The organism is Pseudomonas sp. AC172, from assembly GCF_979258595.1.
The window spans coordinates 966802-982123 of sequence record NZ_OZ409868.1 but is presented as its reverse complement, the minus strand read 5'-3'; the positions used below and the strand labels follow the sequence as shown (position 1 = coordinate 982123).

The 15322-nt window shown below is 59.1% G+C and carries 14 protein-coding genes; 10 read left to right on the top strand and 4 right to left on the bottom strand.

Features of this window, described 5'->3' with window-relative positions; all coding sequences use genetic code 11:
* Positions 1-6: 6 nt before the first annotated feature.
* Both ACZ0A4_RS04570 and ACZ0A4_RS04565 read right to left on the bottom strand, forming a co-directional pair.
* Entirely contained in the window at positions 7-747 is a 741-nt protein-coding gene (locus ACZ0A4_RS04570) for a thioesterase II family protein (RefSeq protein WP_141129543.1), read from the bottom strand.
* A gap of 73 nt (positions 748-820) precedes the next feature.
* Complete coding sequence (locus ACZ0A4_RS04565) at positions 821-1993, bottom strand: MFS transporter (protein WP_463573266.1); 1173 nt, start codon at positions 1991-1993, stop codon at positions 821-823.
* Between the two features lie 241 nt (positions 1994-2234).
* Between ACZ0A4_RS04565 and ACZ0A4_RS04560 the strand changes: the two genes are divergently transcribed.
* The 5 genes from ACZ0A4_RS04560 (at position 2235) to ACZ0A4_RS04540 (ending at position 7112) form a co-directional block, all read left to right on the top strand.
* Complete coding sequence (locus ACZ0A4_RS04560; protein WP_463573264.1) at positions 2235-3035, top strand: glucose 1-dehydrogenase; 801 nt, start codon at positions 2235-2237, stop codon at positions 3033-3035.
* Entirely contained in the window at positions 3028-4854 is a 1827-nt protein-coding gene (locus tag ACZ0A4_RS04555; protein WP_463573262.1) for a glycoside hydrolase family 15 protein, read from the top strand. The genes ACZ0A4_RS04560 and ACZ0A4_RS04555 overlap by 8 nt, the downstream gene beginning before the upstream one ends.
* 311 nt (positions 4855-5165) lie before the next feature.
* The gene (locus tag ACZ0A4_RS04550) at positions 5166-5555 is read left to right on the top strand and encodes a hypothetical protein (RefSeq protein ID WP_463573260.1); all 390 of its coding nucleotides are present in this window, start codon (positions 5166-5168) and stop codon (positions 5553-5555) included.
* Positions 5556-5567: 12 nt separating this feature from the next.
* A complete protein-coding gene (locus ACZ0A4_RS04545) occupies positions 5568-6200 on the top strand; it encodes a BRCT domain-containing protein (protein WP_463573258.1) in 633 nt (210 codons plus the stop codon).
* A 12-nt stretch (positions 6201-6212) separates the two neighbouring features.
* On the top strand, positions 6213-7112 hold the full coding sequence (locus tag ACZ0A4_RS04540; protein WP_463573256.1) for an alpha/beta fold hydrolase: 900 nt from the start codon (positions 6213-6215) through the stop codon (positions 7110-7112).
* Here ACZ0A4_RS04540 and ACZ0A4_RS04535 read toward each other — a convergent pair.
* Positions 7081-8064 carry a GlxA family transcriptional regulator gene (locus ACZ0A4_RS04535; protein ID WP_463573254.1) on the bottom strand — a complete coding sequence of 328 codons (984 nt, stop codon included), beginning with the start codon at positions 8062-8064 and terminating at the stop codon, positions 7081-7083. The genes ACZ0A4_RS04540 and ACZ0A4_RS04535 overlap by 32 nt on opposite strands.
* 89 nt (positions 8065-8153) lie before the next feature.
* Between ACZ0A4_RS04535 and inhA the strand changes: the two genes are divergently transcribed.
* The 4 genes from inhA to ACZ0A4_RS04515 all read left to right on the top strand — a co-directional run bounded on the left by inhA (position 8154) and on the right by ACZ0A4_RS04515 (position 12281).
* Positions 8154-8840, top strand: coding sequence for an isonitrile hydratase (inhA, locus tag ACZ0A4_RS04530; RefSeq protein WP_463573252.1), 687 nt, complete (start codon positions 8154-8156; stop codon positions 8838-8840).
* 252 nt (positions 8841-9092) lie between these two features.
* Positions 9093-9884 (top strand): lysostaphin resistance A-like protein, encoded by a 792-nt coding sequence (locus ACZ0A4_RS04525; protein ID WP_463573250.1) that lies wholly within the window; start codon positions 9093-9095, stop codon positions 9882-9884.
* A 102-nt stretch (positions 9885-9986) separates the two neighbouring features.
* Positions 9987-11552, top strand: coding sequence for a methyl-accepting chemotaxis protein (locus tag ACZ0A4_RS04520; protein WP_463573248.1), 1566 nt, complete (start codon positions 9987-9989; stop codon positions 11550-11552).
* Positions 11553-11756: 204 nt separating this feature from the next.
* Positions 11757-12281: a hypothetical protein gene (locus tag ACZ0A4_RS04515; protein ID WP_463573246.1), complete on the top strand. Its 525-nt coding sequence runs from the start codon at positions 11757-11759 to the stop codon at positions 12279-12281.
* A gap of 837 nt (positions 12282-13118) precedes the next feature.
* On the opposite strand, the gene ACZ0A4_RS04510 is transcribed toward ACZ0A4_RS04515, so the two are convergent.
* Complete coding sequence (locus ACZ0A4_RS04510; protein ID WP_463573244.1) at positions 13119-13799, bottom strand: alpha/beta family hydrolase; 681 nt, start codon at positions 13797-13799, stop codon at positions 13119-13121.
* Positions 13800-13894: 95 nt separating this feature from the next.
* Between ACZ0A4_RS04510 and ccoN the strand changes: the two genes are divergently transcribed.
* Positions 13895-15319, top strand: a complete 1425-nt coding sequence (gene ccoN, locus ACZ0A4_RS04505) for a cytochrome-c oxidase, cbb3-type subunit I (protein WP_008082029.1) — start codon at positions 13895-13897, stop codon at positions 15317-15319.
* The last annotated feature ends 3 nt before the right edge of the window (positions 15320-15322 follow it).

The window sequence follows — 15322 nt, the reverse complement described above, 5'->3', positions numbered from 1 at the left end:
ACCGCGCTAAAAGGCCGGCGCCGCTGCCTGTGCATGACGGCGTTGATGAACTTCCAGATGGGTCTTGATCGTGCGAATGACCCGGGCTTCGTGTTCATGAATGAAGAAATGCCCACCGGTCATCATGTCCACGGAAAAACTGCCCAGGGTTTCCTTGCTCCAGCCGATCAGTTGCTCGGTGGTCGCGCGGTCTTCCTTGCCGCCCAGCACGTGCACCGGGCAATTGAGCAGGGGCCGCTGCGCCGGCGTGAAACGCCCGCACATCATGAAGTCGGCGCGCAGCACCGGCAGGGTCAGGCTCATCAGTTCTTTGTTGGCTAGTACTTCTTCACTGGTGCCCTGAAAAGTGCGCAGTTGATCGATCAATTCCTCATCGCTGCGCGCTTCGGCAAAGCCGCGATCGTAGTCACTGCGCATCGTCGGCGCGGCCGTGCCGGAGGCGAACAATGCCACCGGCTCCGGAGCACCGAGTTCACGAAAGGCATGTGCCAGCTCGCACGCCAGCAGCGCACCAAGGCTATGCCCGAACAGCGCATAAGGCGTTTGCAAGCCGGGCTGGTGCTCGCGGGCCAATTGGCGGGCCAGCGCACGCATGTCGATTTGCAGGGGTTCGTCGAAACGGGCACCGCGCCCGGGCAATTCCACCGGTTGCAGGTGCAGCCACGACGGCAGTTGGCGCCGCCAGCGGCTGTAGACCATGGCGCTGGCGCCCGAATAGGGCAGGCACAGCAGTGTCAGCTTTGTCACCGCGTTTACCTCAATAGGGTTATCTGTAAAAGAGAACGGATGAGGTGACGCGGGAATTAGTCCGGTTGGCCGATCACTTCAGGTGACGGAAACTCTGCACGGCCGATGCGAGGACCACCGCCCCGGCAGCAATCGCCAGCCAAAAGCCGCTGCGTGCGCCGAAGGCGTCGACCAGCGCGCCCGAACCCGCGGCGCCAATGGCAACGCCGATACTCAAACCGGTTACCAGCCAGGTCAGGCCTTCGGTGAGTTTGGCCGGCGGCACAATGCGTTCGACCAGTGCCATCGCGACAATCAAGGTCGGCGCGAAGAACAGACCGGCAATGAATACTGCCAGCGCGAGACCGATAATATTGCTCGCCAGCAGCAGTGGCAGCGTCGTCACTGCCGTCGCTACCCCGCCATACAGAAACAATTGTGGCAACGGCAGTTTCGAGCGCATCGCCCCGAACGCGATCCCGGCCAGACACGAACCGATGGCATATACCGACAGCACAATGCTCGCCGCCGCCGGTTGCCCCTGTTGCCGGGCGAACGCGACGCTGACGACATCGACGACACCGACGATCACGCCCATGGCGATCATCAAGGCCAGCAACCACTGAATGTCCGTCGAACCAATGATCGAGCCGTGGTGCTCGGAGGCGTGCGGATGCACCGGCGGCTCGGTGCTGCGCTGAGCGACAAACGCCGTCACGCCGATCGCCAGCGCCAACAGCGCCGCCAGCGGTCCGGCCTCGGGGAACACGGCTACGCACAAGCCCACCGACAGCGGCGGACCGACGATAAAGCAGACTTCGTCGAGCACTGACTCCAGCGCATAGGCCGTCTGCAATTGCGGCTGACCGCGATAGATTTCCGTCCAGCGCGCCCGCACCATTGCCGACATGCTCGGCATGCACCCGGCCAGCGCGGCGAAGATAAACAGCGTCCAGTTCGGCGCCTGCAACCGCGTGCACAGCAGCAACATCAATAACGCGCCGCCGCCGATCAATGCCGATACCGGCAGAATCCGACGCTGACCAAAGCGATCAACCAGCCGCGAAACCTGTGGCGCGCAAAACGCCGTTGCCAGTGCGAACGTCGCCGCCACCGCACCGGCCAGCGCATAGCCGCCCTTCAACTGCGAGAGCATGGTGATCACACCGATACCGGTCATGGAGATCGGCATGCGCGCGATCATTCCGGCCAGCACAAAATTGCGTGCACCGGGGGCGTTGAATAATTCGCGGTAGGGGTTTGCCATGGGTTGCAGCCTCATCAAGGGCCGCCAAGTTGCCATAGGGTCGGGTAGCGGGGAAGCGGGGAATTGTTGGTGGAATGTGAAGGCCTTGCAGATCAAAAGATCGCAGCGTGCCGCAGCTCCTACCGGAGATCGCATTCCATGCAGGAGCTGCGGCACGCTGCGATCTTTTGATCTTCGAGCTGAACTCTCACCGCTCGCCACCAGTCAGCTAAATAAGCCCTCACTCAAGGCGCGACCCTGCATGCAAATCTCCCTCGCCCGACAAGTAGCCCTGATCACCGGCGCCAGTTCCGGCATCGGCCACGCGTGTGCCAAAGCCCTGGCCACAGCGGGCGCCGCAGTAGTCATCAACTACAACCGGCAGGCAGAACCCGCCGAGGCACTGGCCCGACAGATCATTGCCGATGGCGGCCAAGCCATCGCCATTCGTGCTGATGTCTCAAAGGAAGACGAGGTTCAGCGGCTGTTCTCGGCGGCCATCGATGCCTTCGGTTCGCTGGACATTCTGGTGGCCAACTCGGGCATGCAAAAAGACGCGCCCGCTGTGGATATGTCGCTGGACGACTGGAACGCGGTGATCGGCGTCAACCTCACCGGGCAGTTTCTCTGCGCCCGCGCTGCCTTGCGGATTTTCAATCGCCAGGGCGTTCGTGAAGGCGTGTCACGCGCAGCCGGCAAGATCATCCACATGAGTTCGGTGCACCAGCGCATTCCCTGGGCCGGGCACGTCAATTACGCCGCGTCCAAGGGTGGTGTCGATCAGCTGATGCAGACCCTTGCACAGGAAGTCAGCCACCAACGCATTCGCATCAACGGCATCGCGCCGGGGGCGATTCGCACAGCGATCAATAAAGACGCCACCGAAGGCGCTGCCGGAGAAAAGCTGCTTGATCTGATTCCCTACGGGCGCATCGGCGACGCGCAAGACGTCGCCAACGCCGTGGTCTTTCTCGCCTCGGATGCCTCCGACTACATTGTCGGCACCACCCTGTTTATCGACGGCGGCATGAGCCTCTATCCGGAGTTTCGCGGCAATGGCTGAGCATCACCTGGAACGACAAAGCCCGATCGACGCCCACGGCATCATCGGCGACATGCGCAGTGCAGCACTGGTCAACGACCGTGGCAGTGTGGATTTTTTCTGCTGGCCGGAGTTCGACAGCCCATCGATTTTCTGTTCGTTGCTGGACACCCCCGACGCGGGAATTTTCCAGTTGGCGCCGGACTTGCCCGATGCACGCCGCGAACAGATTTATCTGCCCGACACCAACGTTCTGCAAACCCGCTGGCTGAGTGAGCGCGCAGTGGTCGAAGTCACCGACCTGCTGCCTATCGGCGACAGTGATGACGCACTGCCGCTGCTGATGCGGCGGGTCCGCGTAGTGAGCGGCTCGGCGACTTTCACGATGCGCTGCGCCGTGCGCCACGATTACGCCCGAGCCGACACCCGAGCAGAGATGGATCAGCAAGACGTGACGTTCAGCGCTTCTGGCCAACCGTCACTGCGCCTGGCTTCGGACCAGCCGCTGCAGATCGACGGGCAAGCGGCGGTGGCGCAATTCACGCTCAAGCAAGATGAAACGGCGGCGTTCATGCTCGGGGCGACCGATGATCCACGATTCGCCGAAGGCGCCGGGCACTTGTGCATGGAACGCACCCTCAAGTTCTGGCGCGACTGGATCGGTCAGTCGATTTACCGCGGACGCTGGCGGGAAATGGTCAACCGCTCGGCCCTTGCGTTGAAACTGCTGACCTCGCGCAAACACGGCGCGATTCTCGCCGCCGCCACCTTCGGTCTCCCGGAAACACCCGGCGGCGAGCGCAACTGGGATTACCGCTACACGTGGATCCGCGACGCCTCGTTCACGGTGTACGCGTTCATGCGTCTGGGCTTTGTCGGCGAAGCCAATGCCTATATGGGCTGGCTGCGCGGGCGAGTCAGCGATTGCCACGGGCAACCGATGAAACTGAATATTTTGTACGCCATCGACGGGCAACAGGAATTGCCGGAAACCGAACTTGATCACCTGTCGGGGCACGGTGGCGCGAAACCGGTACGCATCGGCAATGGCGCGTACGATCAGATCCAGCTCGACATCTTCGGCGAGCTGATGGACGCGGTGTATCTGGTCAACAAATATGGCGACGCGATTTCCCACGAGGGCTGGCAACACGTGCGAGAAGTGGTCGATCAAGTCTGTGAGACCTGGCAGACCACGGACGTAGGCATTTGGGAAATGCGCGGTGAGCAACATCATTTTCTACACTCTCGATTGATGTGCTGGGTCGCGCTGGACCGGGCCATTCGTTTGGCCTCGAAACGCTCGCTGCCGGCGCCATTCGCGCAGTGGGACCAGACCCGGCAGGCGATCTACGCCGACATCTGGGACAACTTCTGGAGCGAGGAGCGCGGGCATTTCGTCCAGTACAAGGGCGGCACGGCGCTGGATGGCTCGATGTTGTTGATGCCGTTGGTGCGCTTCGTCAGCGCCAAGGATCCGCGCTGGCTCTCAACCCTTGAAGCCATCGAAAAACATCTGGTGCGCGATGGCATGGTTTACCGCTATCGCAATGACGACAGCAATATCGATGGTCTGGCCGGCACCGAGGGCGCTTTCGCGGCCTGCTCGTTCTGGTATGTCGAATGCCTGGCCCGCGCCGGTCAGGTTGAAAAAGCCCATTTGGAGTTTGAACAACTGCTGCGTTATGCCAATCCGCTCGGGTTGTATGCCGAAGAATTCGACAGCCATGGCCGGCATTTGGGTAATACGCCGCAAGCGCTGACGCATCTGGCGTTGATCAGCGCGGCGAGCTTTCTGGATCGACGTTTGAGCGGGGAAAAGAGTGAATGGCAGCCTTGAGGTCGTGCGGTTCTTCGTCAGCGTCTGTCAGATAAATCGTATTTTAAACGTCATTTGTAGGAAGCCGGACTACACACCACACACATCACCCAGCGCCGAATTTCGGCGCTGCCCCCTGCACCGGTTACCTGCGGCGACACTTTGTGTAAATCAATGCCTGCAAAAAACTCACAAACGCCACGCAAAGCCACCCTCGTAACTTGCACTTACACCCCGAAATACCTTGTTGCCAGCCGTTACATCCGCCCCTACCATCCACCGCAACGGGCACAGCGGAGCTGTCCAATAAAACCCGAATTCAAGGAACCAGAATGTCTCAGCACGTCCAGCGCACCATCGACACGCCCCTTCGCAGCGGCCTGACCCGCACCCAACTCTGGGAAGCCGCCGACCTGGGTCTGATCAAATGCTGGGAAATCGGCCGCCAACGCGCCACCCGCTTCCCCGACCTCGCGCAAAAATGTCTCGCCGGCGAACTGCCCGTGCTCGGCTGGAAAGGTGGCGTGAGCCGCAGCCTGAAAAAAAACGAAAAATATGGTTCGCTGAAATACCTCGCCCAATGGCAAGGCTTGCGTGGGGAGGATCTGGATATCGATTTGAATCACGAGCGCTCGCTGATGTGCTCGCGGACGAAGATGCGGGTGACGTTTACCCCGGATCGGACGAAGTATTTCAATCAGGTGGCGGAAGCTGAGGCTTAAGGAGAAGCATCGATGGTCGATTTGCATCAGGAATTTCAAAACAGCCGTTTCTTTCACGAAGCGCGGATTGACAGGCGTTCGGCCGACGCTCTGGCAGGGGTCGCTGCAGGGCTAGCCGCTGATGGCAAGATCAATCAGCAGGAAGCCGAGTTTCTCAAGACCTGGATCGAAACCCACTTGGTTCACTTGGGGGATCCAGTGGTAAATATTCTCTACAAGCGTCTTGAGGGCATGCTTAGCGACGGTGTATTGGATGCCGATGAATCGGTGGAATTGCTGGAGACTCTTCATCAGTTTGCCGGCCTGCCAGTGGGCGCAGCACAAACCTTCAGCGTGCCCAACAGCCTACCGCTCGATAGCCCAGCCCCATCCCTGGACTGTGCCAATCGTGTTTTTCTGTTTACCGGTGTTATGGCTTACGGGCCGCGCAAAGCGTGTGAATCGTTGATCGTAGAACGCGGCGGAATGATTGGTGCAGGTGTCAGCAAGAAAATCCATTATCTAGTGATCGGCAGCATCGGCAATGAACAGTGGTTGCACAGCAGCTATGGTACGAAGATCAAAAAAGCCGTTGAGCTGAGAGACAGCGGCGTGCCGATCGCCATCATCAGTGAAGATCATTGGCAGAAGGTGCTGTTCGGATAACAGGAGCCCGGTATGAGTGGAAAAGCGATTCTGTTCTGCAAAACCACTAGCCTGACCATTGCCTATGAGGCGCATGGCCCGGAAACCGGTGTTCCGGTGATCCTCCTTCATGGCTTCCCCTATTCCCCTCGCGCTTACGACGAAATCGTGCCGCTCCTCGCCGCTCAGGGTTACCGAGTCGTCGTTCCGTACCTGCGCGGTTACGGGCCGACTCGCTTCAACGATGCACAAACACTGCGCTCAGGCCAGCAAGCCGCACTCGCTCAGGATTTGCTGAATTTGATGGATGCACTCTCCGTCGAACAAGCCACGCTCTGCGGGTATGACTGGGGTGGTCGCGCGGCCTGCATCGTCGCGGCGTTATTTCCGGAACGAGTGCGCGGCTTGGTGACCGGCGATGGCTACAACCTGCAGGACATCCCGAACTCGACGCGACCGCTCGATCCCGAGACCGAACATCGGCTCTGGTATCAGTATTACTTCCACACGCCACGTGGCGTTGAGGGCCTGAAGCACAATCGTCGGGAGTTTTGTGAGCTGCTCTGGAGGCTTTGGTCTCCGACCTGGTCGCACGCTGCCAAGCGTTTTCCCCTGACGGCACCTGCCTTCGACAACCCTGATTTCGTTGACGTGGTGATCCACTCCTATCGCCACCGCTTCATGTACGTCGCGGGAGATCCGGCGTTTGAGTTGATGGAAGATTTGCTGACTCGGCAACCGACCATTAGCGTGCCGACCATTTCTTTGTGCGGTGCCGACGACGGTGTCGGCCCTGCACCACAAGAGGATGAAGATGCGGAGCATTTCACTGGTTTTTATGAGCGGCGTGTGTTGTCCAGTGTAGGGCATAACATTCCCGAAGAAGCCCCCGAACAAACCCTCAAGGCATTACTGGATCTGTTGCAGCGCTAACCGAAAACCGCTCGCGATAGGCCTGAGGCGTCACGCCGATAGCCCGCAGGAAACTTCGGCGCAATGTCTCTTCACTGCCAAACCCGCAATTGGCGGCGATTCGTTTTACCGGCAAACCAGTGTCGCTGAGCAATCGGCGCGCCGTCTCGACACGGATCAATTCGATCGCCCGCGCCGGGGTCTGGCCGGTGTCGGCGCGGTAGTGGCGGACGAAGCTGCGTTCGCTCATGCCCGCCTGTTCGGCCAGCGTCGGGACGCCGAGGTCGCAGGTCAGGTTTTCCGCGATCCAGGCGTGCAACTCATCAAAACGATTGCCCTGATTCTGCAACGACAAGGTCACGCTGAATTGCGATTGCCCGCCCGGGCGCTTGAGGAACACCACCAGATGGCGGGCGACGTCCAAGGCGATGTCGCTGCCCAGATCTTCTTCAACCATTGCCAGCGCCAGATCGATGCCGGCCGTGACCCCCGCCGACGTCCAGACCGGGCCGTCATTGATGAAAATCGGATTGGCCTCGACGTGCAAATTCGGATGTTGCTGCGCCAGTTGTTCGCATCGCGTCCAGTGGGTGACCACGCGACGGCCATCAAGCCAGCCGCTCGCCGCCAGCAGAAATGCCCCCGTACACACCGAGGCCACGCGCCGACATTTAGCCGCGTGTTCGCGTACCCAAGCCACCAAAAGCTCATCTTCAGCGGCAGGATAAATTCCCCAGCCGCCAGCGATGATCAGCGTATCGCTGGGCGCTTCAGGCAACGGCTCGGCCAATACCGCCAGCCCTGCCGACGACATCACCGCCCCGCCGCTGCTGGCAATCACACTCGGCGCATAAGGTATCGGCAAGCCGCGCTGACGGGCAATGTCGTTGGCCGAAGCGAACACCTGCAAGGGGCCGGTGACGTCGAGGATCTGCATGTTGGCAAACGCGAGTACGTGAATGGCTTTGGGCATTTGGCGTAATTCGTGGGGTTATTGGCGTATGCGCCAGAACCTACGCGCCTACAGTGAAGCCGTCCACCTCTTTTCATGGAGCAAGAAAGATGACGCTGCAGATCGGTTTTCTGTTGTTTCCACAGGTTCAGCAACTCGACCTGACCGGGCCTTATGACGTGCTCGCCTCGTTGCCGGACGTACAGGTGCATCTGATCTGGAAAGATCTGATGCCGGTCACCGCCAGCACCGGTCTGCTGCTGAAACCGACCACCACGTTCGAGGATTGCCCGGATCTGGATGTGATCTGTGTGCCCGGTGGCGGCGGTGTCGGGCCATTGATGGAAGACGCGCAGACGCTGGATTTCATCAAACGCCAGGCCCTTCAGGCGAAGTATGTGACATCGGTGTGCACCGGCTCGCTGGTGCTCGGCGCGGCGGGTCTGCTGCAAGGCAAACGCGCGACCACGCATTGGGCGTATCACGATCTGCTGCCGACACTGGGGGCGATTGCGGTGAAAGATCGAGTGGTGCGTGACGGCAATCTGTTTACCGGCGGCGGGATCACGGCGGGGATTGATTTTGCCTTGGTGCTGGCTGAAGAGTTGGTGGGTGCCGACGCGGCGCAACTGATCCAGTTGCAATTGGAATATGCCCCGGCACCGCCGTTCAATTCGGGTAGCCCGGAGACTGCACCGGGTGCGATTGTCGATGAGGCACGTTTGCGGGCGGCGCCATCGCTGAAGCTGCGTACGGAAATTACCGAGCGCGCCGCCGCCAAACTCAGCCTGCACTGATCCCAAGCCCTACACAAAACCCTCGCTGGAATACTAATCCCCTGTGGGAGCGAGCTTGCTCGCAAAAGCGGTGTATCAGTCGAAACAACTATTGCCTGTCACACCGCTTTCGCGAGCAAGCTCGCTCCCACATTGGGATTTATGTTTGGCCAACGGTATCGGAGTTGTCCCGCTTTGCCGCCACACCTTCACTTGTCCCCACGCCCCCACCCGTGTAGAAAGCCCTTCCACAAATTTGCACAGGGACTTTCGATGAAGGCTTTGCCATGGCTCTATCTGGCACTTCTCAGCCTCGGTTACGGATGGGCACTGAGCTACGGCCACCTCGGCTGGCTCGCTTTGATTTCCGTTGGATTGCTGGTGTTCGCAGGCTTTGCCGTGCGCCAACAACAGGTGCCGGTCGCACGGTTTCTCGGCCATGGTCTGTTTATCGTGCTGGCTTTGGCGCTGGCTCTGCACTGGTTACCGGGTTTCGCCAACGGTCGAGCCATCGATCCGCAGCGCTTCACCGACAACGCCGCGCCGTTCTCGATGTACCTGAATCTTGATAAACCGCTGGTTGGCTTCTGGCTGTTGCTGGTCTGCCCGTGGATTGTCTCGCGGCGTTCGTTACGTCTGAGCGTGTACGCCACCGCCCTCGCCTTGACGCTCAGTGCGATTCTGGCCCTTGGCGGCGCGCTGTTGCTAGGTGTGATCGCCTGGGCACCGAAATGGCCGGATCAAGCGTGGCTGTGGGTACTGAACAACCTGCTGCTGGTGACGTTGGTCGAGGAAGCGCTGTTTCGCGGCTATATACAAGGCGGCCTCAGCCAGCGCTTCAAACACCTGCCGTACGGCGACCACCTCGCCCTGCTGCTGGCCTCGTTGCTGTTTGGTCTGGTGCATGCCGGCGCTGGCTGGACCTGGGTGTTGCTGGCAGGCCTGGCGGGCGTCGGCTATGGTCTGGCCTACCGTTTTGGCGGGCTCGGCGCGGCGATCGCCACGCATTTCGGCCTGAACCTGCTGCATTTTGGCCTGTTCACCTATCCGATGCTCGCCAGCTGAAGCAAGCGTCGTTTTGCGACGCCGTGCTGATTATTGAAAAAAAATTTCAATAAAAACCTGTCACCGCCGACAACCTTTCAAAGCCTTGCGGATTGAAAAACCATGCGTAATAACCAGCCCATTACACAACGCGAACGGACTTTCCCGGCTCAGCAGCGGTTGATTTCCACAACCGACGCCAAGGGCGTGATCACCTACTGCAACGACGCTTTCGTCGAAATCAGCGGGTTTTCGCGTGAGGAACTGATCCGTGCGCCGCACAACCTGGTCCGTCACCCAGACGTACCGGCTGCGGTGTTTTCGCACATGTGGGGCACACTGAAACAAGGCTTGCCATGGATGGGCATTGTCAAGAATCGCTGCAAGACCGGTGACCATTACTGGGTTAACGCCTATGTCACACCGGTGTTCGACGGCAATCAGGTGGTCGGTTACGAGTCGGTGCGGATCAAACCCACCGCCGAACAGATCCGCCGCGCCGAAGCGCTCTACCAACGCATCAACCAAGGCAAGTCGGCGATCCCTTCCAGCGATAAATGGCTGCCGGTGCTGCAAGACTGGCTGCCGTTCATTCTGGTCAGCCAACTGAGCTTCGTGATCGGCGCGACCCTGAATTCGCAGTGGGGCTTCGCCCTCGCTGCCGGTCTATCGGTGCCGCTGGGCCTGATGGGCCTGCAATGGCAGCAACGCGGGCTCAAACGCCTGCTGCGCCTGGCCGAGCAGACCACTTCCGACCCGTTGATCGCGCAGATGTACACCGACAGCCGTGGCGCCCAGGCGCGTCTGGAAATGTCGATCCTCAGCCAGGAAGCCCGTCTGAAAACCTGCCTGACCCGTCTGCAGGACACCGCCGAACACCTGACCGATCAGGCCAAGCAGTCCGACGTCTTGGCGCACAACAGCTCCAGCGGCCTGGAACGTCAGCGCGTGGAAACCGAACAGGTCGCCACCGCCGTCAACCAGATGGCCGCCACGACTCAGGAAGTGGCGAGCCACGTCCAGCGCACTGCCGACGCGACTCAGGAAGCCAATCGCCTGACCGGTCGCGGCCGTGACATCGCCGGGGAAACTCGCGAAGCCATTCAGCGTCTGTCCGTGGTTGTTGGGGAAACCGGTTTGACCGTCACCCAACTGGCCAAGGACAGCGACGAAATCGGCGGCGTGGTTGATGTGATCAAAGGCATCGCTGACCAGACTAACCTGCTCGCCCTTAACGCTGCGATCGAAGCAGCGCGTGCCGGCGAGATGGGTCGTGGTTTTGCCGTGGTGGCTGACGAAGTGCGTCAACTGGCGCAACGCACCAGCGAATCGACCGGGCAGATTCATGCCCTGATCGCCAAGTTGCAGCAGACGGCTTCGAGCGCCGTGCAAACCATGGAAGCCGGGCATCGTCAGGCGGAAGAAGGTGTGGCGCGGGTGCTGGAAGCGGATCAGGCGTTGGTCGGGATCAGTGAAGCGGTGGCCAACATTACCGACATGACCACGCAGATTGCTGCGGCGACCGAAGAGCAAAGTGCGGTGGCTGAGGAGATCAGCCGTAATATCAGCAATATTTCGGAGCTGGCGGATCAAACGTCGGAGCAGGCGCATAACTCGGCGTTGCTGAGTGAAGAGCTGACGAAGACGGCGAATACGCAGTACTCGCTGGTGGAGCGGTTTAACCGCTGATTGCTCTAGCAGGATAAAAAAACCGGACAGCGAAAGCTTCCGGTTTTTTATTATCTGAAAAAACAAAAAGGCGAAAATGCACATTCCGCGAACTTTGTCTAGCTGACAACTCTGACAGTAGACAACATTCTAACAACTGAATATCTATGAAATACCGCTCGATCAATCGACGGGACCCCTCCTACGAGACAGAAGGATTTCATCGTGAACTTCAGAGATTTTTATAACGAAGAAAACACCCCTCAGATAAACAACCTCGAAACAGAGGACAACGAATTTCAGTGGCAGATCGATTCTTTATCCACCGAAGCCCAAAGAACATTATTCTATAAATCAAGCACGACAACTAACAACTCATGGAGATTTTACGGCTCCGTAGGCTCCGTCGATTCAGAGAATCTTTTTGGTTTTATGCTCGCAGTGCCGTATATCAACGAAGACATACTGGAAGGCACTTATACACTTGCAACGGGCTTGCACTGTGATCACAGGCATTCAATAAAGAAGGGCGGGCTGAAAGGCTGGCGAGTTATCCAAGCGGAGGCTGCGACACTGAGCATTAAGCTGGACCCTGTAAAAGGGACTGTTGAAGGTAAGTTCGACGCAATATTTGCAAAAACAAAACCCGACGAAACTCCCGAACAAATAAGTCCCAAAGGTACTTTCAATTTAAAAAGAGATGACCTGAAAGCCAAACAATATTTTGAGGCACTGTCGGATATTGTCTGATGTACCGCAAAGAAATAACGGGAAGTTGACCTGTGATTTTGGTGTTATCTGTGATGCCGCTTTCGCGAGCAGGCTCACTCCTACATTGGATCTGCGGTGATCACAGATATGTGCCCGACAACAATCCCCTGTGGGAGCGAGCCTGCTCGCGAATTTACGCACAGGAAATGCTGGACAGTGAGCGCTTCCCGTTCTTTATCGTGTCAGCGAAATAGCCCCTCACCCTAACCCTCTCCCAGAGGGAGAGGGGACTGACCGCGTGGAATGGAAGAGATACGCCGACGTGCGATACCGAGTCGAACTCAGATTCTGAAAGGCCCACCATCGGCTCCCTCTCCCTCGGTAGAGGGCTGGGGTGAGGGGCAAATCCACCACAAAACCAAAGCCGACCACCCGCTCTTCACCACTCAATAGGCCGAGTGTCAGCTCGCCTGCTCTTGATCTTGATCCACGGGCGACGTCGGAAGGCTGAGTGGAGGGATTGATCCGGGCGTGGGAGCGCAGCGACCGTTTGGCGAAGCCAAACACAGCGGGAGTAGGTGCAGCGAAGCAAACCGGAGACGCTGCGCACGGATCGATCCCGGAGCGAAGGAACCCCGAGCCTTAGCGAGCGGGCCGGACGTAGGAGCAAGCGTTTTTGGTTACTTTTTAGGCGTTTGTAAAAAGTGACCCGCCGTAAGGGCGGAACCCTAAGTGGCCGTTACCGAAGCAATGGATATGTACCCAAAAAATATGTCGTAGCTGAAATCGATCCCCCTCACCCCAGCCCTCTCCCCCATGGGGGCGAGGGGAAAGGGAGCAGATCTTCATGCAGTTCAAAATCTCAGACCAGCTCGGTCAGCTGCTGAGAAACCCGGCTACTTTCTGCGCGGCGCTGGCCAAATGCTGTTCATGGGTAAACCCGGAAACCTTTAATGGCTTGAGGTCATGATCGCCGGCAGCTAACCACGCCACCTCAATACTCGGTGACAAGGTGTAAGCCTCAACCGCCTCCCGATTGCCCAGCGCATCCCGCTCCCCCTGCACAATCAACGTCCGAGTCTGCAAACCAGCCAAATGCTCAACCCGAGGCTTCTCCGGTTTACCCACTGCATAAAACGGATATCCCAGACACACCAACGCATCGGCACTCAACTCGTCAGCCAAAAGACTCGCCATCCGCCCGCCCATAGACTTCCCGCCAATGGCCAAAACCCCAGTGACATGACGTCGCACCCCGGCATACACCTCACGCCAACATTCCTGCAATTTCCCCGCAGGATTCGGCGGCCGCTTCACCCCATCAACGCGCCGCTGCGCCATATAAGGAAACTCAAAGCGCAACACGTTGATACCAAGCCCGGCAAGGCGCCCAGCCATATCGTTCATCCAGTCACTGTCCATCGGCGCCCCGGCACCGTGGGCCAGGATCAACGTCGCCGAAACCTCACCCGGCGCGGCATCCCAAAGCCACCCACGATCACGCACGCACTGCGCCCATTGATCCCCGTCAATACTGGCCTTGTGCTGTTTGTCCATGCTTGCCTCGCTTTTAGTCTGCCTATAACTCCAGACGAAGGATTCGCCGCGTGTTTTGCGCGCGCTCACTTCGGCTGAACCGTGGATGGGGAACCATGAACACTTCTATCAGTACCGCCTACAACTACAAGGTGGTCCGCCAATTCGCCATTATGACGGTGGTGTGGGGCATCGTCGGCATGGGGCTCGGGGTTTTTCTCGCGGCCCAATTGGTCTGGCCCGAACTCAACTTCAATTTGCCCTGGACCAGTTTCGGCCGTCTGCGCCCGCTGCACACCAACGCGGTGATCTTCGCGTTCGGTGGCTGTGCGCTGTTCGCCAGTTCGTTCTACTCGGTGCAACGCACCTGCCAGACTCAGCTGTTTGCGCCGAAAATCGCCGCGTTCTGCTTTTGGGGCTGGCAGCTTGTAATTCTATTGGCAGCCATCAGCCTGCCACTGGGTTACACCAGCTCCAAGGAATACGCCGAGCTGGAATGGCCGATCGACATCCTGATCACCATTGTCTGGGTCGCCTACGCCATCGTGTTCTTCGGCACGATCATGCAGCGCAAGACCAAGCACATCTATGTGGGCAACTGGTTCTTCGGCGCGTTCATCATCACCGTGGCGATTCTGCACATCGTCAACAACCTTGAGTTGCCGGTGAGTTTCACCAAGTCGTACTCGGTATACGCCGGTGCAACCGACGCGATGGTGCAATGGTGGTACGGCCACAACGCCGTAGGCTTTTTCCTCACCGCCGGTTTCCTCGGGATGATGTATTACTTCGTGCCGAAACAGGCAGAACGTCCGGTGTACTCGTATCGCCTGTCGATCGTGCACTTCTGGGCGTTGATCACCCTGTACATCTGGGCCGGCCCACACCACTTGCATTACACCGCGCTGCCGGACTGGGCCCAGTCGCTGGGCATGGTGATGTCGCTGATTCTGCTGGCACCGAGCTGGGGCGGCATGATCAACGGCATGATGACCCTGTCGGGCGCCTGGCATAAGTTGCGCAGCGACCCGATCCTGCGCTTCCTCGTGGTCTCATTGGCGTTCTACGGCATGTCGACCTTCGAAGGTCCGATGATGGCGATCAAGACGGTGAACGCCCTCTCCCACTACACCGACTGGACCATCGGCCACGTACACGCTGGCGCCCTCGGTTGGGTGGCGATGATCTCGATCGGCGCGCTGTACCACATGATCCCGAAAATCTTCGGCAAGGCGCAGATGCACAGCGTCGGTTTGATCAACGCGCACTTCTGGCTCGCGACCATCGGCACCGTGCTGTACATCGCTTCGATGTGGGTCAACGGCATCGCCCAAGGCCTGATGTGGCGCGCAGTGAACGAGGACGGCACGCTGACCTACTCCTTCGTCGAAACCCTGGTGGCCAGCCACCCAGGCTTCGTCGTGCGGCTGATTGGTGGGGCGATCTTCCTCAGCGGCATGTTCCTGATGGCTTACAACACCTGGCGCACCGTGCGGGCCTCGCAGCCTGCTGACGTCGTTGCTGCCGCGCAGATGGCCTGAGGA

Bases quoted from the DNA above. Each gene is read 5' to 3' on its own strand.
- ACZ0A4_RS04555 (WP_463573262.1), top strand. From the start codon at position 3,028: ATGGCTGAGCATCACCTGGAACGACAAAGCCCGATCGACGCCCACGGC.
- ACZ0A4_RS04525 (WP_463573250.1), top strand. From the start codon at position 9,093: ATGAAGGCTTTGCCATGGCTCTATCTGGCACTTCTCAGCCTCGGTTAC.
- ACZ0A4_RS04540 (WP_463573256.1), top strand. From the start codon at position 6,213: ATGAGTGGAAAAGCGATTCTGTTCTGCAAAACCACTAGCCTGACCATT.
- ACZ0A4_RS04565 (WP_463573266.1), bottom strand. From the start codon at position 1,993: ATGGCAAACCCCTACCGCGAATTATTCAACGCCCCCGGTGCACGCAAT.
- ACZ0A4_RS04520 (WP_463573248.1), top strand. From the start codon at position 9,987: ATGCGTAATAACCAGCCCATTACACAACGCGAACGGACTTTCCCGGCT.
- inhA (WP_463573252.1), top strand. From the start codon at position 8,154: ATGACGCTGCAGATCGGTTTTCTGTTGTTTCCACAGGTTCAGCAACTC.
- ACZ0A4_RS04560 (WP_463573264.1), top strand. From the start codon at position 2,235: ATGCAAATCTCCCTCGCCCGACAAGTAGCCCTGATCACCGGCGCCAGT.
- ACZ0A4_RS04545 (WP_463573258.1), top strand. From the start codon at position 5,568: ATGGTCGATTTGCATCAGGAATTTCAAAACAGCCGTTTCTTTCACGAA.
- ACZ0A4_RS04550 (WP_463573260.1), top strand. From the start codon at position 5,166: ATGTCTCAGCACGTCCAGCGCACCATCGACACGCCCCTTCGCAGCGGC.
- ACZ0A4_RS04535 (WP_463573254.1), bottom strand. From the start codon at position 8,064: ATGCCCAAAGCCATTCACGTACTCGCGTTTGCCAACATGCAGATCCTC.
- ccoN (WP_008082029.1), top strand. From the start codon at position 13,895: ATGAACACTTCTATCAGTACCGCCTACAACTACAAGGTGGTCCGCCAA.
- ACZ0A4_RS04510 (WP_463573244.1), bottom strand. From the start codon at position 13,799: ATGGACAAACAGCACAAGGCCAGTATTGACGGGGATCAATGGGCGCAG.